General features: G+C 35.7%; 17 protein-coding genes. 3 read left to right on the top strand and 14 right to left on the bottom strand.

Annotation, left to right across the window (positions count from 1 at the left end):
* Positions 1-5 precede the first annotated feature (5 nt).
* The 4 genes from DS745_RS11605 to nikC are packed head-to-tail and all read right to left on the bottom strand — an operon-like array spanning position 6 to position 3,888.
* On the bottom strand, positions 6-1,019 hold the full coding sequence (locus DS745_RS11605; protein WP_129078401.1) for an ABC transporter ATP-binding protein: 1,014 nt from the start codon (positions 1,017-1,019) through the stop codon (positions 6-8).
* Positions 1,012-2,034 (bottom strand): ABC transporter ATP-binding protein, encoded by a 1,023-nt coding sequence (locus DS745_RS11600; protein ID WP_129078400.1) that lies wholly within the window; start codon positions 2,032-2,034, stop codon positions 1,012-1,014. The genes DS745_RS11605 and DS745_RS11600 overlap by 8 nt, the downstream gene beginning before the upstream one ends.
* A gap of 15 nt (positions 2,035-2,049) precedes the next feature.
* Positions 2,050-2,973 (bottom strand): ABC transporter permease, encoded by a 924-nt coding sequence (locus DS745_RS11595; RefSeq protein WP_129078399.1) that lies wholly within the window; start codon positions 2,971-2,973, stop codon positions 2,050-2,052.
* Between the two features lie 18 nt (positions 2,974-2,991).
* On the bottom strand, positions 2,992-3,888 hold the full coding sequence (nikC, locus tag DS745_RS11590; RefSeq protein ID WP_129078398.1) for a nickel transporter permease: 897 nt from the start codon (positions 3,886-3,888) through the stop codon (positions 2,992-2,994).
* Between the two features lie 489 nt (positions 3,889-4,377).
* Between nikC and DS745_RS11585 the strand changes: the two genes are divergently transcribed.
* A complete protein-coding gene (locus DS745_RS11585) occupies positions 4,378-5,973 on the top strand; it encodes a glutathione ABC transporter substrate-binding protein (protein WP_129078397.1) in 1,596 nt (531 codons plus the stop codon).
* 45 nt (positions 5,974-6,018) lie between these two features.
* Here DS745_RS11585 and DS745_RS11580 read toward each other — a convergent pair whose 3' ends face one another.
* The 4 genes from DS745_RS11580 to DS745_RS11565 form a co-directional block, all read right to left on the bottom strand.
* A complete protein-coding gene (locus tag DS745_RS11580) occupies positions 6,019-7,221 on the bottom strand; it encodes a serine hydrolase domain-containing protein (protein WP_161568241.1) in 1,203 nt (400 codons plus the stop codon).
* Positions 7,222-7,325: 104 nt separating this feature from the next.
* Positions 7,326-8,402 carry a cytochrome-c peroxidase gene (locus DS745_RS11575; protein WP_241657797.1) on the bottom strand — a complete coding sequence of 359 codons (1,077 nt, stop codon included), beginning with the start codon at positions 8,400-8,402 and terminating at the stop codon, positions 7,326-7,328.
* Between the two features lie 126 nt (positions 8,403-8,528).
* A complete protein-coding gene (locus DS745_RS11570) occupies positions 8,529-8,852 on the bottom strand; it encodes a hypothetical protein (RefSeq protein ID WP_129078395.1) in 324 nt (107 codons plus the stop codon).
* 93 nt (positions 8,853-8,945) lie between these two features.
* On the bottom strand, positions 8,946-10,730 hold the full coding sequence (locus DS745_RS11565; RefSeq protein WP_129078394.1) for a PAS domain S-box protein: 1,785 nt from the start codon (positions 10,728-10,730) through the stop codon (positions 8,946-8,948).
* Between the two features lie 210 nt (positions 10,731-10,940).
* On the opposite strand from DS745_RS11565, the gene DS745_RS11560 reads away from it, so the two are divergent.
* Complete coding sequence (locus DS745_RS11560) at positions 10,941-12,059, top strand: histidine kinase N-terminal domain-containing protein (RefSeq protein WP_129078393.1); 1,119 nt, start codon at positions 10,941-10,943, stop codon at positions 12,057-12,059.
* A gap of 52 nt (positions 12,060-12,111) precedes the next feature.
* Here the strand turns inward: DS745_RS11560 and DS745_RS11555 are convergent, their stop codons facing one another.
* From DS745_RS11555 to DS745_RS11530, 6 genes are all read right to left on the bottom strand, one after another.
* Positions 12,112-13,080 carry a peptidylprolyl isomerase gene (locus tag DS745_RS11555; RefSeq protein WP_129078392.1) on the bottom strand — a complete coding sequence of 323 codons (969 nt, stop codon included), beginning with the start codon at positions 13,078-13,080 and terminating at the stop codon, positions 12,112-12,114.
* A gap of 151 nt (positions 13,081-13,231) precedes the next feature.
* On the bottom strand, positions 13,232-14,686 hold the full coding sequence (locus DS745_RS11550; RefSeq protein ID WP_129078391.1) for a HAMP domain-containing sensor histidine kinase: 1,455 nt from the start codon (positions 14,684-14,686) through the stop codon (positions 13,232-13,234).
* Complete coding sequence (locus DS745_RS11545) at positions 14,661-15,362, bottom strand: response regulator transcription factor (RefSeq protein ID WP_129078390.1); 702 nt, start codon at positions 15,360-15,362, stop codon at positions 14,661-14,663. Before DS745_RS11545 ends, DS745_RS11550 begins: the two co-directional genes overlap by 26 nt.
* A gap of 143 nt (positions 15,363-15,505) precedes the next feature.
* Positions 15,506-16,162: a TetR/AcrR family transcriptional regulator gene (locus DS745_RS11540; protein WP_129078440.1), complete on the bottom strand. Its 657-nt coding sequence runs from the start codon at positions 16,160-16,162 to the stop codon at positions 15,506-15,508.
* A gap of 77 nt (positions 16,163-16,239) precedes the next feature.
* On the bottom strand, positions 16,240-17,247 hold the full coding sequence (locus DS745_RS11535) for an ABC transporter permease (protein ID WP_129078389.1): 1,008 nt from the start codon (positions 17,245-17,247) through the stop codon (positions 16,240-16,242).
* Entirely contained in the window at positions 17,244-17,969 is a 726-nt protein-coding gene (locus tag DS745_RS11530) for an ABC transporter ATP-binding protein (RefSeq protein ID WP_129078388.1), read from the bottom strand. The genes DS745_RS11535 and DS745_RS11530 overlap by 4 nt, the downstream gene beginning before the upstream one ends.
* 231 nt (positions 17,970-18,200) lie before the next feature.
* On the opposite strand from DS745_RS11530, the gene DS745_RS11525 reads away from it, so the two are divergent.
* Positions 18,201-19,013 carry an electron transfer flavoprotein subunit beta/FixA family protein gene (locus DS745_RS11525; protein ID WP_129078387.1) on the top strand — a complete coding sequence of 271 codons (813 nt, stop codon included), beginning with the start codon at positions 18,201-18,203 and terminating at the stop codon, positions 19,011-19,013.
* The last annotated feature ends 36 nt before the right edge of the window (positions 19,014-19,049 follow it).

Raw genomic sequence — 19,049 nt, 5'->3', positions numbered from 1 at the left:
TTAGATTAATAGTTTGATGGTATTAAAGAGAAATCAACTGGGCCATCTTCAATTAAATGGCAGGCAGCTTGATGTCCTTTGCCAGGAACTGAGTGTAATTTCGGTTCCTCAGTTGCACAACGGTCAATTGCATACGGACAACGAGTATGAAAACGACAACCAGATGGTGGATTAATCGGTGAAGGTACATCACCTTTTAAAATAATACGTTCTCTCTTCTCAAAAATGTTCGTACTCGGAATGGCTGATAATAATGCCTTTGTGTATGGATGTTGCGGGTTCTCAAACAACGACTGTTTATCAGCAATCTCAACAATTTTACCAAGATACATAACAATAATGCGATCTGAGATATGGCGTACTACACCAAGGTCATGAGAAATAAATAAATACGTTAGTGAGAAATCACGTTGTAATTCCTTTAATAGATTTAATACTTGAGCCTGAATTGATACATCTAATGCTGAAACAGCCTCATCACAGATGATTAGTTTCGGATCTACGGAAAGAGCACGAGCAATCCCTACACGTTGTCTTTGACCACCACTAAATTCATGTGGAAACCGGTCTACTTGGTGTGCACCAATTCCTACTGTTTCTAGTAAATCCAGAATTTTTTGTCGTCTTTCTTTTCTAGGAACAACATTTTGGATTTCTAATGCCTCTTCTAAAATCTGGCTTACTGTTTGTCGTGGATTGAGTGACGCATATGGATCCTGAAAAATAATTTGCAGGTCTTTACGTCTCTTTCTCATTTGTGCTTTATTTAACGCAAGTAAGTCGTCGCCCTGGAAATTAATTTCTCCTGAGGTTGGCTCCTCAAGGCGAAGGATAGCTCTACCAGTTGTAGATTTTCCACACCCTGATTCACCTACGATACTAACCGTTTCACCTTCGAAAACTTCAAAACTGACATCGTCTACTGCTTTTACATGGTTGACTGTTCTGCCAAAAACGCCACCCTTAATCGGGAAGTATTGCTTTAAATTTTTAACTTCTAATAGCACCTTCTTACTCATGATCAGCAGCAACCTCCTCTTGTGAATCCCATTTATCAGTATAAATCCAGCATCGTACCTGGTCACCGTCTGAAGTAGTTTCTAGACTTGGCAAGTCTGTTAAACAAATACTTCTTGCATGCTCACAACGAGGTGCAAATCGGCAACCTTGTGGTAAATTAAACGGACTTGGCACGGACCCTTTAATTACAGCTAGATCTCCTTCATAATCCTGATCATGTTTAGGAACTGAATTTAAAAGTCCCACAGTATAAGGATGTTTCGGACTCGTAAATAATGTTTTCTTATCAGCATATTCTACTACTTTTCCACAGTACATAACTGCTACGTTATCGCACATCTCAGCAACAACACCAAGGTCATGTGTAATCATCATTAGTGAAGTTCCAAGTTCTTCTTGTAATTTCTTAATTAAATCAAGAATTTGTGCTTGGATTGTTACGTCAAGAGCAGTTGTTGGCTCATCAGCAATTAATAGCTGCGGATTACAAGCTAAAGCGATCGCAATCATTACACGTTGACGCATTCCGCCTGATAATTCAAACGGATACTGTTTTGCACGTTTTTCAGGAGAAGGAATACCGACTAAACCTAACATATCAACTGCCTTAGCCCAAGCTTCTTTTCGATTTAAGCCTTGGTGAATTCTTACGGATTCCGCGATTTGCTCACCACATGTCAGTGTTGGATTTAAAGATGTCATCGGCTCCTGGAAAATCATCGAAATGGAGTTTCCACGAATGTCTCTCATCTCTTTTTTCGACTTATTTAACAAGTCTTCACCTTTAAAGATAATCTCTCCACCTACAATTTTTCCAACTGGCTCTTGTAACAATCTAAGGATAGAAAGGGACGTTATACTTTTTCCTGATCCAGATTCTCCTACAATTCCGATTGTCTTACCTTTTTCTATGGAAAAATCTACGCCATCAACTGCCTTGACTTCACCTTCATCAGTAAAGAAAGATGTTCGTAAATTTTTAACTTCTAATATCTTTTCATTTGATAATGTCATAGTTTCTCACCGCCCTTAATTCAAATCAATACGCTTATTTACGATACGATAGGTAATATCTACAAGGAAGTTAACAAACACGAATAAAACCGCACAAACTAAAATCGTTCCTTGGACCATCGGGAAGTCGTACGCACGAATTGAGTCAATAATCAAACGACCAAGACCATTAATCGCAAATACTGTTTCCGTAATTACTGCTCCCCCTAAAAGTCCACCAAATTGTAAACCTACAACTGTTACAACTGGAATAAGGGCGTTACGAAGAGCATGCTTATAAATGACTAGCTTATCGCTTACACCTTTTGCATAAGCAGTTCGAATGTAGTCTTGGTTAATAACGTCTAGCATACTTGAACGGGTCATACGTGCAATAATTGCTGCTCCACCAGTCCCTAATGTAATGGCAGGTAAGATCATATGCTTCCAGGTTCCCCATCCTGCAACTGGAACCCAACCCAAATTTACTGAGAAGAAATAAATTAACATAATTCCTAACCAGAAGTTCGGCATCGAAAGTCCAAATAAGGCAACAATCATTATCGAAACGTCGGCGAAAGTATACTTTTTAGTTGCAGAAATAATCCCTGCTACTAATCCAATGATTACGGCTAAAGCTGTTCCGATTAGAGCTAACTCAACAGTTATCCAAAAACGTTTATCAAAGATTTCATTTGTAACAGAACGATTTGTTCGGATTGATGTTCCTAGATCACCCTGAACCGCATTTGTTACATAACGAATGTACTGAGTGTGAAGCGGATCATTTAAACCAAGCTTTTCCCGCATTGCCTCAACTTGTACTGGGTCTGCAGACTCACCTGCCATAATTTGAGCTGGGTCTCCAGGTAATAAGTGCATCATAAGAAAAACTGCTAATGTAACCCCGAACATAACAGGGATTGTCTGAAGTAACCTACGTAAAATATATATCAACATTTAGTTCACCTTCCTTTATTATTTCGATTTAGGATCAAGTGCATCACGTAATCCATCGCCAAACAAGTTAAACCCAATAACTACTAATAGTATGACAAGACCAGGAAATAGCGTTAAATGTGGTGCCTGAGCAATATATGAACGCCCCTGACTTAACATCATTCCCCATTCAGGTGTAGGTGGCTGTGTACCCATCCCAAGGAATGAAAGAGCACTAGCAGTAATAATTGCAGATGCAATATAAAGTGTTGCTTGAACGATAATTGGCGAAACAATATTAGGAAGAATATGTTTGAAAATAATTCTAAAATCACTTGAACCCATTGCTCTAATTGCATCAATATATTCTAACTTCTTTACACTTAGTGTAGAACCCCGAACAATCCGAGCAAACGATGGAATGGCGAAAAAGGCAACCGCTAAAATAACATTTATCGTACTTGCACCTAACACAGTGACAATAGCTAACGCTAGTAAGATACCAGGGAAAGCGAGTAGAACATCACAAACTCTCATAATAAATGAATCTATCCATCTACCGTAATATCCAGCAACAATACCTAGGATGACACCAACAAAAGCCCCAATAACTGTTGATACAATTCCTACTGTTAATGAAATTCTAGCTCCATAAAGAATACGGCTAAGAATATCGCGACCTTTATCATCAGTTCCGAGCCAGTGTTCAGCTGATGGAGTTTGTAATTTTTTTGCCATTTGAATATCAAGTGGATCATGCGGCGCAATAAAAGGAGCGAATACTGCTAACGCGATAAAAATAAAAACAATAAATGCTCCTGCCATTGCAGCTTTGTTTTTTGCAAGCTTCTTATATAGAGCTGACCAACGTGCTACTTTGGCATTGTGTACTTTAACAGGCACGCCTGTCGAAGGTTGTATAGATGGTTGATTCATAGCTTTCATCCTTTCGTCTTTTTGTAACATTTGTAATATTTCTAACAATTCTATTCTATAATAGCTAGAATATAGAATTATTACAATAGTTTTAATTATAGATTTTAATAGTTTTTATTATAAAATTTTTCACATTAAAGTGCTACAGGCAGGTTTTGTCAGTTTATTTCACAGTATAAATATAGAGATTTACGGATCGTTATGTTTTCCACTCTGTGTGAAGTAAAAAAAAATATTATTAAAATATAATTCTCGTAACCAATACTTTTTTGCAGACTATTTAATGATATAAAGAGCACTTTTTCTGCTGATATATGTTTGAAAATGTCATTTTTTGTTACTGATATATTACAAAGTTACAAAAATATTAATTTTTTTTAAAAAGGGACTTGTGAATTTTAAATTTTTAGACTAATATAAAAATTAATCGTGGTTAACACGAGCAAAACCGTGTTGCAAAACACATAAAAAAATAGGGGGTATTTATACATGAACTTAAAGAAGAATTTATTTCTTATGCTTGTTCTTGCACTAATGTTAGCATTAGCAGCATGCGGCAAAAATGATGCAACACCTTCAACTGAGCCAACGACTGATCCTGGCAAAACTGAAGAAACTCCGGCAACTGAAGAAGGTACTGCTGGTGGGCACTTTGTATTTGTAACAGGTGCAGATGCGCCAACTCTAGATCCACACGGTAAGAACGACACTGCTACATCTAATGCTACATCGCAAATTTTCGAGCGTTTAACTGATTATGCAGCAGATGGTTCTGTATATGGCTTATTAGCAACAGAGTTCAGTGCTCTTGATGAGTTAACTTGGGAATTCAAATTACGTCAAGGTGTTAAATTCCATGACGGTACTGATTTCACAGCTAACGATGTTAAAGCATCTATCGAGCGCTTAATCGATCCTGAACTTGCTTCTCCTCGTTCATTCATTTTGAACATGGTTTCAGAAGTAGTAGTGGTTGATGCACATACTGTTCACATTAAAACAAGCTTTCCGTTCGCTCCACTTCCTGCTCACTTAGCTCATAATGCTGGTTCAATTATCCCAGCAGCTTCAATTGAAGAAGAGAAAAACGGTGGTAAAACAATTGACGAGAACCCAATTGGTACTGGCCCATTCAAGTTAACTGCTTGGGATCGTGGTGCAGAAATTAAGATGGAAAGAAATGAAGACTACTGGGGTGAAAAAGCTCACCTTGATACAATTAGTTTTGTAGTTGTTCCAGAAGATGCTACTCGTATTGCAATGTTAGAAACTGGTGAAGCAAACGCTGTTCTTGTTGGTGCTCCTGACGTACAACGTGTAGAAGCAATGTCTCAACTTGATACAGTTCGTATTCACGGAACTCGTATGGACTACTTAGGATTTAACATGAACAAAGCTCCATATGATAACATTAAAGTTCGTCAAGCAATCGCTATGGCTGTTAACAAAGACGATATCGTTTATGGTATCTTAGATGGTCAAGGTGTTCCTGCAGTAGGTCCATTAGCTCCAACTGTTAATGGTAACTACCAAGGCTTAACTCCAATTCCTTATGATGTAGAAGCTGCTAAAGCATTATTAGCAGAAGCTGGTTTTGAAAATGGATTTAGCACAACTATCTTCGTAAACGAAGGTAACAAAGCTCGTGCGGATATCGCTGAGTTAGTACAACATCAATTAGCTCAAATCGGAATTACTGTTGAAATTAGAATCGTTGAGTGGGGTGCTTTCTTAGACCAAACTGCTGCTGGTGAGCATGAGTTATTCATCCTTGGATGGACTACTGTAACTGGTGACGCTGACTACGGTTTATATGCTTTATTCCACTCTTCACAACACGGTTCACCTGGTAACCGTTCATTCTACACTAATTCTCGTGTAGACGAGTTACTTGATTATGCTCGTAGTGAGTCTGATCAACCAAAACGTAACGAAGCATACAAAGAAATCTCTGAAATTCTTGTAGAAGAAGCTCCAATGGTTTACTTACAACACCCTGACTTCGTATATGGTTTAAACGGAGTTACTGGATTATTTGTAGACTTCGGTGGTACTCCATACTTTAAAGGTGTATCTTTCAAATAAGCACAAAAATAAAAAGGATGTCCTAACGGGCATCCTTTTTATTTGCTATTGAACATGTAATTGTTCTATTAAATTTCTGATTACATCTGGCCACCAGTCTACTTCACCATTGCCAAACCCGTTTCTAACGACCACTGTTTTGTATTTCTGAGAAACATAGATTATCTGGCTGTACTTCCCTAGAGCATAAACATCGTAATTCTCGTCATTTGAAACACTATACCACATGTAACCATAACCGGTATTTCGGTCTGCTAGAAAAGAATTCTGATACTCCTCATGGTTCAAAGGGGTCTCCACAATCGTTGATTTTTGTAGCCATTGTTTACTAATAATTTCTTCACCCTCCCAGACACCATCTTGGAGAATTAATGAGCCAACCTTTGCAAAATCAATTGCTCTTGCATTAATGCCACTTTCCATTTTTTCAAACCCTGTTTGTTCGCTATCTAAACTCCAGGATGCACCGTATTCCGTTCCAATCCTTTTCCACAATTTTTCTTCCATATAAGCGGCAACAGCTTTTCCTGTACTTCGTTCCAAAATAATCCCTAATAAGAGAGGATGGTAATTATTATAATGAAAATTGCCATCCGTACCCTCTGCTAACTTAGTTCGTTTCATTGCCAATTCTCTTAAATCAGGCATATAATACGTCTTTGCATCATCACCAAACCAAAATTTTCCCTCCTTATAGGAAATAGGCGATCGCATTAAAAGCAAATCTTCAATTGTTATGAGTTCAAAATCTGTACCAGCTAACTCAGTAATGTAATTCGTTATCGGTTCATGAACTGACTGTATAGATCCATCATCAATAGCCAAGCCAATTAATAGTGAAACAAATGATTTTGCTGCTGAAAAAGACGTGTTAATTGAATTTCTATCATAGTCGTTAAAATATCCCTCGTAGACTAACTGATCATTTGCTATGACAATGAACGCTGTTGTCCCACTTTTCTCAAGCAACGTATTAAGTGCCTCTACTTTTTCTTGATTGCCATACTGATAAGAGATAACAAATTCATCACCATTAATCTGTTCTGTTTTCCGATAATAAAATGGTTCTTCAGCCTTGTTAATTTTTCTAGCAGGAAAAATTCCATAATCATTGATATCTGAATTTCCATACTTAATTATTCTTAGCATATATTCCGGGGAAAACCTTAAAGCAGAATAGCCAATTAATACTATACAGCCAATACCAATAATTCCAAGTGCTACGAACAGTTTCTTTTTAATATTCAATCTAATCCCCCTTGAATGACTTACTAACTTCATACTAATTCTAGTACAAGTAGGATTTTTCCTTTTGCAAAGGGATTGGTTCATAAATATTTATTTAGAATGAGCTACTTGAATCCAGGCAGATCAGGCTGAACAAACATTGGAGGCTCACCACCAAGAACCTCTAGAAACGCTAGTAAATCTGCCTTTTCTTGTTCACTCAAATGAAGCTCTGACATAAACATTTTCATAAACATACTCTTATTTGAATGATCATCTCCACCACGGTTATAAAATTCAATCACTTCCTCAAGTGTGTCAATACTACCATCACGCATATATGGAGCTGTATGTGTAATTCCATATAGGCTAGGTGTTCTAACCCTACCTAAGTCTCTCTCTTCTCCTGTGACTGCAAACCGCCCTTTGTCATCACTTGTCAAACCTAGATTATAATATTCATTATCTGAGAGATTTTCACCATGATGGCAAGTGATACAGAATGCTTTCCCTGCAAACAAATCTAAACCACGAATTTCTTCAGGAGAAAGTGCATTTCTATCGCCCTTTAAAAATTGATCAAACCTGGTTTCATTTACAACAATTAATCTTTGAAAAGCAGCTAATGCTGTTGCAATATTCTCAAGTGTAATACCATCATCAAATGCCGTTAAAAATATCTCTTCATAGCCTTCAATTGCTTGTAACTTCTCAACAAGTTCATCCAATGGTTGATTCATTTCTCCCGGATCTTGAATTGGCCCTAGTGCCTGTTCTTCAAGTGAGGATGCTCGCCCGTCCCAAAACAATGTTGTATAATAGCCAGAATTAATTATGGTAGAACTATTACGTAACCCGTTCGTACCATCAATTCTTGTAAATGTTGGTTTTCCATCACCATAACCTAATTTTGGATCATGACAGGTTTGGCAACTCACCTCATTATTTCCAGATAGTCTCGGGTCAAAAAATAAGATCTTACCTAACTCTAGTACTTCAGGTGTCATCAGATTATCTTTTTGTATTGGAACTTCCCCAATGGGAACTAATAGTTTATTACTTAATAAGTTATCAATGATTTCCTCTAAGGTTCTGTGCTGGTCCTTTTCGTAACTATCTAGCACCAATTTCTCTTGCGAATTTGCACTTGAACATGCGACTAAACTCATGCTAAAAATAAGTAGCAATAAAGTTTTCCCCATATTAATGAACTCCCTCTTCTTGCTGCTGACTTTTCTATCTACTACCATTATAAGCTTTTCAATAGCAGATAAATGAACCATGATGTGAACAAAACAGTAAAAAAATAAATCCTCACTTCTGAGGATTTATTTTTGATTATTTTGTTGATAGATACTTTCCAAATCCCTCTTGGTTTTTTCTGTACCATACCTATAGACTATTTGGTATATTCGTTCTAGATTATTTAATGATTGTTTGTTATCATTATCGACGTCTTCGAAGCTAAAAGGATGGAGAATGACATTCTGTGGATCATAAAGTTCTTCACTATAGTGTTTAAGATAATTTTGTACTTCAGCCAATTCAGCTTCATTAACTTCTATTTCGTATTGAACTAATTGAGAATCATCTCTAATTTGGCCTATCCCTAATTCTTGAGGATTTAATGTAACATAATATTTTTGTTTCATTCCTTCAACTCCAGTTATTAGAAAGTAAGTATTAACCTTCCACAAAGTGTTCATTTTAATTCTTTTCTAACATAAAAAAGCAGCTGATAAATTTCAACTGCTTTTACAAGGATGTAATGGTAAAAGAATTTTAACGATTGTACCTTTGCCCTCTTCACTTTGAAAAAGGATAGAGCCTTTATGATTTTCGATAATCTTGTGGCTAACCATTAATCCTAATCCTGTACCTTTTTCCTTATTAGAATAAAAAGGTTCACCCAAACGAGATATACGATCTTTGGCTATTCCACAACCATTATCAATCACTGTAACTCCTACCATATCCACGTTTATTAGGTCGATCTGGACAGTAACTATACCTTTTGCTGGAGTTGCTTCAATCGCATTTTGGATTATGTTCACAAACACTTGCTTAAGCTGATTAGGATGACAGCTAATTAACGGAACCTTTGAAAACTTTGTTTTAATTTCAATATTCTTCATAATAGCTTGTGTTTCTTGTAAGGTAACTACTTGAGTTAAAAGAAGTTCAAGATCATGTTCGGAGAATACAAGTGTTTCACTTGGCTTCGCTAGAGTCAAAAATTCATAAATAATTGTTTCAACTCGCTCTAATTCTTGAAGCATAATTTCTACATATTCTTCTTTATATTCCTTTAAATTTTGAGTGAACTGAAGGAAACCCTTAATAGATGTCAATGGATTACGAACTTCATGGGCAACCCCGGCAGCCAATTCCCCAACAAGTGAAAGTTTTTCTGATTTACGTACATGTTGATCAAGGCGATTACGTTCAGTCACATCACGAGCAATACATTGAATTGATTTTTGCCCATTATAGGTAATAGTAGCACATGTAGCCTCTACCTCAACTATGCTACCGTCAGGTCGTAATAATTTTACAACGATTGGATTTTGGAACGGTGAATTCAATAGTATTGATCGGAACTTTTCCTTAAAGTCAGCTAAATCTTCCGGTAAAAAAAATTGATCCACTGGCAAACCGATCACTTCACTTTTATGATAAACTCCTAATAAATTTATACCAGCCTCGTTAATAAATACTAGTCTTTCATCACAACTACAAACAAGAATGGCATCTGCGGAAGACTCAACAAAGGTTCGATACCGTTCTTCACTATCGCGGAGTTCCTTTTCAATTTTTTTCCGTTCGGTAATATCAGAGAAATAAATACTCGCTCCATCATCGGATGGATAAATTCGGACCTCAATCCAGGTTTCTGTTAGCGCATAAACCTTTTCAAATTTCACTGGGGCCTTATTAATAAGCGCTCGATAAAATTGGTCATAGAAAATGCTGTTAATCTCATCAGGGAAAAACTCCCACATAACCTTCCCAATCATCTCTTCCCGGGGACAATTCAGAAATCTTTCTGCTTCTTTATTAATGTATGTATAACGACATTGATGATCAACTGCCAAGAAAGCATCTGAAATACTATCTAAAAAGTGATTTAGACGACTTTCGGTAATTCTTCGAATCTCTTCATTTTTAAGTTGCTTCGTTATATCCTGTATCTGAGATACGAAGAGAAATGGTTGTTGTTTTTCATTACGGACTAATGAAACATTTATTAATACGTTAATCATCTGTCCGTTTTTATGAAATAACCGTTTCTGAAATTGGCATTCATTTATATCCTCATTTAAAAATTTTCCAAGATAGTATGTATCTAAGTAAAGGTCGCCAGGATGAGTGATTGTGTCGGAAGAAAGCAAAAATAACTCTTTTTCCGTATAACCAACCATCTTACATAAAACATCATTAGCTTGGAGGATTTGCCCTTCTAAATTTAAAACAGCCATCCCTATTGGAGAATGGTGTAGTGTATGGTGAAATAAGAGTTGATCGTTCATTTGTCCACCTCTTTATAAACATATCTGAAACATTAGTTAATTTTAACTATTTAAATTTTACCGCAAAAAGATACAATATTCTATATTGTTCCTCTACAAACTACATTTTTCCTAAAACTAAAAAATATTTATAAAGGAACGTCTTACTTATTGTAGAATTAATACTATAGATAGGTTTTTTCTTATATTGAAAGTGGTGAAGCGAAAAAAATGAACTCTGTCTCAATCTATCATGATATTTTGCAATTTTTAAACAGAAGTGAAGCTGATTTTCTAGAAGAGTGGTGGCAGAGCATTACACTGCACCAAAATGATATACACAAGGACAAGGTTAAAGAAAATGGGCTTCAAATGTATCTATTAACAAAAAGTTCCTTGCAAAACCTTATAACAGAAGAAGAAATTATGCTGCTAGCTTATAAGGTTGCTAAAGAACGGGTTGAAGCGAATGTTAATATTAGTGACTTTGTTCATAACGTCAACTTAGGAAGATCAATTGTCACTAGGCATATCTTCTTATCAGGGAGCAAGCCCGAACATCTTCATGCGGCAATAGATGTTGTAAACAAAACGTTCGATCTATTTTGTTATCATGCTGTTAAGAAATATAGTGTTCTAAAGGAACTAGAAATTGAAGAGAAAAATATCCTCCTTAATGAAACACATAAAGTGAAGCTTACATTATTAGGACAAATGTCATCTAGCTTCGTTCATGAATTTCGAAACCCCCTTACAGCAGTAATTGGGTTTATTAAACTACTAAAAACAGATTATCCAAATTTAAAGTATTTAGATATTATTGATCATGAATTAGACCAATTAAAGTTTCGGATTACTCAATTTCTTCATACCTCGAAAAACGAAGGCGCTCAAGAACAGCGTAAAGAGGTTGTAGCTATTCGACAGTTATTGGAGGAAATTATCAAGTTCCTTTATCCAAGTATTGTTGATATAGATGTCAATGTAATAACTAGTTTTGGGCAAGAAGCTAAGACAGTTGCCAATAAGAATGAATTAAAGCAAGTCTTTTTAAATATTTTAATGAATTCTATTGATGCTATTACGAAAAAAGAGAAACCTAGAGAAATATACGTTGAAACCTTTACTGAAGGAAATTATGTTATTATTGAGATCTCGAATAATGGGCCAATAATTCCTGACGAAACTAGAGAAATTATTTTTGAACCATTCTACACAACCAAGGAATTAGGTACAGGAATTGGCTTATTTGTCTGTAGAAAAATTATTGAAAAACACCGAGGGGATATTTCTTGTCGCTCTAATGAGGAGTTAACAACCTTTGTTATCCGCTTGCCTCTTTTAGTGTAAAAATAAATACGTGAGATTTATATCCTAAATCTCACGCCTTTTTAGGGTTAATTTATAAATTTATTTCAATAATATACTCTGGCAGAACATCTAAATAGTAATCTACATATTTTTCATAGGTTAATTCTGCTAATAATACATCTTTAACTTCATTAAGAGGAGTTACGTGACGTTCTTCAACTCGAATTAGATGATATCCATAATCCGTCTTAACCGGTTCACTAACGATATTTTTCTCTAGGTCGAGTAAAGCTTGCTGAAATTCTGGAACCAAGCCAGAAATTGTAATATTTTCGTACCGCCCATTATTTTCACTACTACCTAAGTCATCGGAGTGTTCGATAGCAAGTGCACCTAAGTCTGCGCCTGCAATAATTTGAGAATATAACTCGTTCGCTATTTCAAAGGCTTCATCCGTTGAGCGCAGCTCAAATTCCTCGTTTGTCTCAACTTCATTAATAGCTATTAGAATATGAGAAAATGTCGCTGTTGTAAATTCCTCAATTACTTCTTCGTACAAATCATTCAACTCTTCTTCGGTAATTTGTTCGCGGAAATATGTTTCAATATTTAATAGTGCAACTAACGCTTCTTTTACCACGTCTTCATTAATACCCAATGTCTCATAGGCATTCATAATAGTCTCTTCATCATACTGTAGCAATATTTGATTCCAAACGATATCAAGTTGCTGATATGCCCACTCCGTATCCTTGACTTCATTAGCAGTGCTTTTTTCAACAATTAAGTCATTAATTATCTGTAAGCGATACTCTTCATCATTTATCGGGGCTGACGGGTTGATAAAAGCTTGTACTGCTAAGAAATTAGCAAATTCTCTCCCAGTAATCTCTCCACCTGTGAAAGTAGCCACAATTTTGTCATCTGGAAGATTGGTTCTATCAACAGGTTGAAACTCAAACGTCGCAAGATCAGCACTAGTATTTTCTTCTTCTGAACTACAGCCAGTAAAAACTAACATAATTAAAAGTGCCATTAGTATATTTTTCATTATCCTCATGTATTCTCAACCTTTCTGTAAAAAAGTGGTGGCCTACGTCATAACTCCTTTCCATATTAATAATCCATACCGTAATTATAGGTTGTCTATATGAATTTAACATGAATGGACCATGAATTTAAAAAGAGAAAACACTAGGTCAATGAAATCCCTAGTGTTCATTATTATTCGTAAAAATCATTGTAAATAAAACACCTTCAGGATCATTTTCGATGGAATAAATGACCTTATGCATGTCTAAAATTCGTTTTACAATATAGAGACCTAGCCCACTACCACCAGTCTTTCGGTTTCTCGATTTTTCAATTCGGTAAAAGGGCTCAAAGACTTTATTAAGCTGGTCTTCTTCGATAAATGCCCCACTGTTTAAAACCTTAAGAACAGTCTCATTACTTCTACTAAACAATTGGATATCTACGCATTCCCCTGTACTTGTATACTTAACGGCATTACTGAAGATGTTTGCGATTGCTTTTGCTATCAGTTTTTCATCTCCTATTATAGATACATTTGGTTCAACCGAAACACGAATTTTCAATTGCTTTTGTTCTAGGAAATATTGTGTTTGAATAACTGCGTTTTGAACTAAAGTAGATAAGTTTATTGTTTGTACATTCGGCGTAAAATAAGAGCTTTCTAATTGCGAAACATCCAAAATCTCAAGAACTAACTTTTCCATTTCATTTAGGATTGAATATGATTGCCTTAAGTATTTATCTCGGTCCTTGTAGCTGCCTATTTCATAGATCATTCCCTCTAATTGTCCTGAAACGGCTGTTAACGGCGTCTTTAATTCATGAGAAATTGTCGCAATAAACTCACGGCGTTTTTGTTCTTGCTCTCTCTCTATTTGGATGTCATTCTTTAGTTTATTGTTCGCTTGCTTTAGATCATCCATATTAGTTTGTAAGTTTACTGACAACGTATTTAGACTTTTTGATAGTTCTCCTAATTCGTCATTTGTCGTAATTGGAGATTTAGAAGAAAAGTCTAAATGGGCCATCTTTTTAGCTATGTTATTTAATTTCAACAATGGTTTGGAAATTAAGTTAGAATAGAAGTAAGCACCTATGACAGAAATAATCGCAATAATAATTAACATATAAGGAAAAAACATCAGAATTACCTTTGAAGCCTCATCAATTGGTTGTAGAGGTGCGGCTACAGTTAGTACATATTGTTGGGGGTCTTCTTGTAGGTTAATTGGCTGAGACAGTGTAATCATGTTAGGATTTTGCCACATATCTTCTAATATCCTTCGATCTAGCTGACTTCTTCCTGGAAATTGGACTCTTCCTCGACTTGGATCTTCTCGAATAAAGCGATCCATAGGGAAATAAATCACATAACCAAATTGATTTTGAATAATCAAACGAACGTTATACGTTTCAACAAATTCATTTAAATGATATTCAACTTCTTCAAGGGGACTTTCCTCAATGACTTCAACTAAGCTAGTAACACCCTCAATTAATGTAGATTTTTTATAGCTATAATAAAAATTAGGAAGAAGAAAATAGAGTGTCAGATATATGATTAATGCTGAAACCACTAGCAAGGCACTTGTAATATAGAAAATCTTAAGCGTGATCCCTTTTTTCTTCATGATGATCCCTTTCTAGAGAATAACCTAATCCTTTAACCGTTTTAATGTAAGGTACCCCTAATTTTTTTCGAATGTTTTTGATATGTGCATCAACTATTCGATTATCGCCAAAATAATCATAGCCCCATATTTTTTCTAATAGGACATCCCTAGTGAGTACTCTACCTGTGTTTTCTATAAATAGATGAAGGATTTCAAATTCCTTGACAGTTAAATCTACAAGTTCATCATCGACATATACTTTATAACCTTTCACATCCACTCTTAATCTACCGAATTCTAAGTCACTTGTTGGGGTAGGCTGTGTTGCTGACCTTCTCAATACTGCTTCTACTCGTCTTACGAGAACATTAAAAGAAAATGGTTTTGTAATAAAATCATCAGCTTCTAACTCAAATGCCTTTAGCTGATCTTTCTCCTCACTTAAAGCTGTTAAGATAATTACCGGTAAAGCTGATTTCTGCCTGATCATCTTACATAACGAAAATCCATCCAGGTTAGGCAGCATCACATCTAATAGCACTAAGTCGTATTTTCTTTCGTTCGAAGCTAGTAATCTCCATGCCTCCAAGCCGTCATCTGTAACATCCACTTGATAATTTTGTGCTTGTAAAAATTCTTGAATTAATTCTTGAATATACACATCATCTTCAACAACAAGAATTCTATATGACATATCTACATCTCCATTCTGTCTTAAACAAAATTCAAAATTAGTATACAACAAGTATGTGAATTTAGTATGAATTTAAGAATTGGTCTAGAAGAAACAAAAGAACCTTACTATTTAATTAAAACAGTAAGGTTCCAATACAAAATCTACTTCAACTTTAGCCCGTTCACTAGAAAACTTATTGTAAGCTCCATCTCTTCTTCGTATCGCCAGTTCGCTTCTGGACGAAGTAAAAACATTGAAAGAAGCGTCCCCGCAATTGTATTGATAATCAAACGTATAATCGTCTCAGGAGGCCAATTGACAATTTCTTTAGCTTCTTGAAACTTAATAATCGTTGCTTTAAATTTTTCAAAGATATGTTCCTGAAAAAGTTTAATATAAGGTTCTTTTAATTCGTCATGGAATGAAATTTCTTGAATTAATATTTTCACAACAGAACTATGATTTTTTACAAATTCATAGCGGTTAAACGCTAAATTACGAATAAATTGCTCGAAATTATCATAGTTGACCTCAAAGATCTCCTTTGCAAAATCCTTTGCTACAAACGGCCCCAACAATTTTGTCATAAGAGGGGTGACAATTGAGAGTAGTAACTCTTTTTTTGTTTTGTAATGACGAAAAATAGTTCCCTCTGCTACGCCTGCTTTTTTAGCAATCTCATTTGTGGAAGATGCTGCATATCCTTTTTCAGAAAAAGTTTCGATTGCCGCTTCTAAAATTTTTAATTGTTTTTCACTATATTTTTCATCGTTTGTATTTAATCGCAACAATTCTTTTAACGAATTATTTTGAGTCATCATAATAGCTCCTTTATCGACAGAAGAGTACTATTATTATAAACCTTTACGAATTATCAGACAAACTTGGACTATAGCTAAATTTTACGGTGTTTTTTTAATGCTAGATTATTTAATATCATAAAAAGTATAGAAAAAGAGAGCAAGACTACTATATTCACAAAGATATCCTCAATTCCTTTACCACGAATCATAATATCACGCATAGCCTCTCCACCGTAACTTAGTGGCATAATCACACTTAAAGATTGTATCCACGTAGCTAGACCTTCTATTGAAAATAACCCCGAGAAGAAAACTTGTGGAATGATTACAATCGGAATAAACTGTATCATTTGAAGCTCATTTCTTGCAAAAGCTGATAGTAATGTTCCTAGTGTAAGAGCTGTAATTGATAACACTAGTGTCACTAACATAACAAGCCAAATAGATCCTGCCATTACCATACCTAGTAATTCAATTGAGACATATACAATGATAACTGTTTGAAGAGAGGTAAATAATCCGAACCCTAAAACATATCCTACGACAATCTCCCACCTTTTTAACGGTGTAGATAATAATTTCTCTAAGGTTCCACTGGTTCTTTCCCTAAGAAAAGATACACCAGCGATAATAAAGACAAAGAAAAAAACAAAAAATCCAATTAAAAATGGACCAATATTATCAAACACTGACATATGCTTGTTTCCATAATAATAATTTACCTCAAACTGATCTATACCTAGATTTGGCGAATGAAGTTTCTGAGCGATTTGTATAACGGCTTGATTTATAGTAGGATCGCTTCCTTCCACGATAATCTTTGGTGGAACTTCACCCAAGTTGACATATCCATGAATGTCCTTCCTCACAAGAGCACTGATAGCCTTTTCTTCGTCAGAAAAAAATTTTACATGATCAATCTTAGTAACTAGTATCTCATTTCCATCTACAATTCCAATGTTAGGTTCTATGTTTCCCCCTGAAAATACTAAAGAGGTCAACCATAGGATAAATATAGGCGCAACAATAATCATTGCCAATGTACGTTTATCTCTAAAAAACTGACGTATGATCCTACTAACGATTGCTTGAATTCTCATTGTTTACTCCCCCCTAGCACGAGAAATACCTCTTCAATTGTCTCTGAATTAGTCTCCTTTTTTAGTTCGGAAGTCGTTCCCGTTGCTATGACCGTTCCATCCCGAAGTAATGCCAGACGATCACATCTTTCTGCTTCGTCCATGACATGGGTAGTAACAATAATTGTTGTTCCGCTTTCACTTATTCTTCTAAGCTCCTCCCAGATTGCTTGACGCAACACAGGATCAATTCCAACAGTTGGTTCATCGAGAATTAACACATCTGGGTTGTGTAATAAAGAAACCGCTAACGATAGTCGTCGCTTCATTCCTCCCGAGAATTGGTTCACTGGCTTTGTTATGTCTTTGACTAAATTTACGAGTTTCATAACTTCGAAGATTTTTTCTTTCTTTTTAGTACCCTTTAATCCATAGATGGTTGCAAAAAAATCTAGATTCTCATAGGCTGTAAGTTCACTGTACAGAGCGTCTGATTGAGCCATATAGCCGACTTTCTTTAGGTTTTCGAGATTTGGCATGGCTACATTCAATACTTGAGTTTTTCCACAGCTAGCTGTATCAATACCAGCAATTATTTTCACTAGAGTTGTCTTGCCGGCACCGGATGGTCCAAGTAAACCAAATATTTCACCACTGTAGACTTTCAAATTGATCTTATCCAAAACCTTCTGTTTACCAAAATGTTTTGAAACACCCTCAACAGAAACTGTTAATAAAGACATGTATATATACCTCCATTATTCAAAATGAGTGATTACTCACTTTTATTTTACCTCAAATCAATCACTGAAACAAGTGAGTACTTACTCATTTTACGCATAATTATCTGACAATATAGCCACTCGTTATAAACACTTGTTTAATAGTAATAATATTCGCATTTTTTCACTTGTTCATTTATATACATAGAATAACGACTATCGTTAATTTGTCTTAGCAAAGGAGTGAAACAAATGCTACATATTGTAGCCTGTATTAAACAAGTACCAGATACAAAGATCATTAAGATGAATCCGAAAACGAACACAATGGACCGTGCTAGTGCTCCTGCAATATTAAACCCATACGATGCCCATGCAGTAGAAGAAGCCGTCCGTTTAAAGAAGCGATACGGGGGTTTAGTATCAGTTTTAACGATGGGCCCTCCTCCTGCGGTGAAAGCCATTAAAAAATGCATAGAAATTGGGGCTGATGAAGGCTACATGATTTCTGACAGAGCATTTGCTGGTGCAGATACGTTAGCGACTAGCTATGCATTAACAAAAGCCCTGGAAAAAATCTCAAAAATCCACCCTATTGATCTAATTATTTGTGGAAAGATGACAATAGACGGTGATACTGGTCAAGTCGGTCCAGGGATCGCACGGCGACTAGATATACCTCCATTAACCTCGGTGAAAAAAGTTGTTGAAGTGAATGAAAAAGAAAGGTATATGGTCATTCATCGGAAATTAGAAGATGGCTATGAAGTCATTAAATCACCACTTCCTTGCTTACTTGCTGTTGAAAAAGAGATTAATAAAGTTCCTTATTCACCATTACCAAATATGATGAAGGCTGCACGTTACAAGCCGATTATTTGGGCTGTAGCCGACCTAGAGGATATTGATCGAACCCAACTTGGCTTAAAAGGTTCACCTACAATCGTGTCAAAGGTATGGGCACCTCCTAAACCACAAGGAGGAACGATTTTAGATGGAACAAATGATCAACAAGTACAACAACTTTTAGACATCGTGTTAGAGAAGAAAGAACTATTTCAATAATTGACAAGAAGTAGCCTGGCATTTGAGTGAAAGAAG

The organism is Anaerobacillus alkaliphilus (assembly GCF_004116265.1).
Taxonomy (GTDB): domain Bacteria; phylum Bacillota; class Bacilli; order Bacillales; family Anaerobacillaceae; genus Anaerobacillus; species Anaerobacillus alkaliphilus.
The sequence above is the reverse complement of the archived record's forward strand: the minus strand, read 5'-3'. Positions and strand labels throughout refer to the sequence as shown.

What these genes read in the sequence shown, in the direction of transcription:
- DS745_RS11605 (WP_129078401.1), bottom strand. Translation starts at nt 1,019, where the DNA reads ATGAGTAAGAAGGTGCTATTAGAAGTTAAAAATTTAAAGCAATACTTC.
- DS745_RS11600 (WP_129078400.1), bottom strand. Translation starts at nt 2,034, where the DNA reads ATGACATTATCAAATGAAAAGATATTAGAAGTTAAAAATTTACGAACA.
- DS745_RS11595 (WP_129078399.1), bottom strand. Translation starts at nt 2,973, where the DNA reads ATGTTGATATATATTTTACGTAGGTTACTTCAGACAATCCCTGTTATG.
- nikC (WP_129078398.1), bottom strand. Translation starts at nt 3,888, where the DNA reads ATGAATCAACCATCTATACAACCTTCGACAGGCGTGCCTGTTAAAGTA.
- DS745_RS11585 (WP_129078397.1), top strand. Translation starts at nt 4,378, where the DNA reads ATGAACTTAAAGAAGAATTTATTTCTTATGCTTGTTCTTGCACTAATG.
- DS745_RS11575 (WP_241657797.1), bottom strand. Translation starts at nt 8,402, where the DNA reads ATGGGGAAAACTTTATTGCTACTTATTTTTAGCATGAGTTTAGTCGCA.
- DS745_RS11570 (WP_129078395.1), bottom strand. Translation starts at nt 8,852, where the DNA reads ATGAAACAAAAATATTATGTTACATTAAATCCTCAAGAATTAGGGATA.
- DS745_RS11565 (WP_129078394.1), bottom strand. Translation starts at nt 10,730, where the DNA reads ATGAACGATCAACTCTTATTTCACCATACACTACACCATTCTCCAATA.
- DS745_RS11560 (WP_129078393.1), top strand. Translation starts at nt 10,941, where the DNA reads ATGAACTCTGTCTCAATCTATCATGATATTTTGCAATTTTTAAACAGA.
- DS745_RS11555 (WP_129078392.1), bottom strand. Translation starts at nt 13,080, where the DNA reads ATGAGGATAATGAAAAATATACTAATGGCACTTTTAATTATGTTAGTT.
- DS745_RS11550 (WP_129078391.1), bottom strand. Translation starts at nt 14,686, where the DNA reads ATGAAGAAAAAAGGGATCACGCTTAAGATTTTCTATATTACAAGTGCC.
- DS745_RS11545 (WP_129078390.1), bottom strand. Translation starts at nt 15,362, where the DNA reads ATGTCATATAGAATTCTTGTTGTTGAAGATGATGTGTATATTCAAGAA.
- DS745_RS11540 (WP_129078440.1), bottom strand. Translation starts at nt 16,162, where the DNA reads ATGACTCAAAATAATTCGTTAAAAGAATTGTTGCGATTAAATACAAAC.
- DS745_RS11535 (WP_129078389.1), bottom strand. Translation starts at nt 17,247, where the DNA reads ATGAGAATTCAAGCAATCGTTAGTAGGATCATACGTCAGTTTTTTAGA.
- DS745_RS11530 (WP_129078388.1), bottom strand. Translation starts at nt 17,969, where the DNA reads ATGTCTTTATTAACAGTTTCTGTTGAGGGTGTTTCAAAACATTTTGGT.
- DS745_RS11525 (WP_129078387.1), top strand. Translation starts at nt 18,201, where the DNA reads ATGCTACATATTGTAGCCTGTATTAAACAAGTACCAGATACAAAGATC.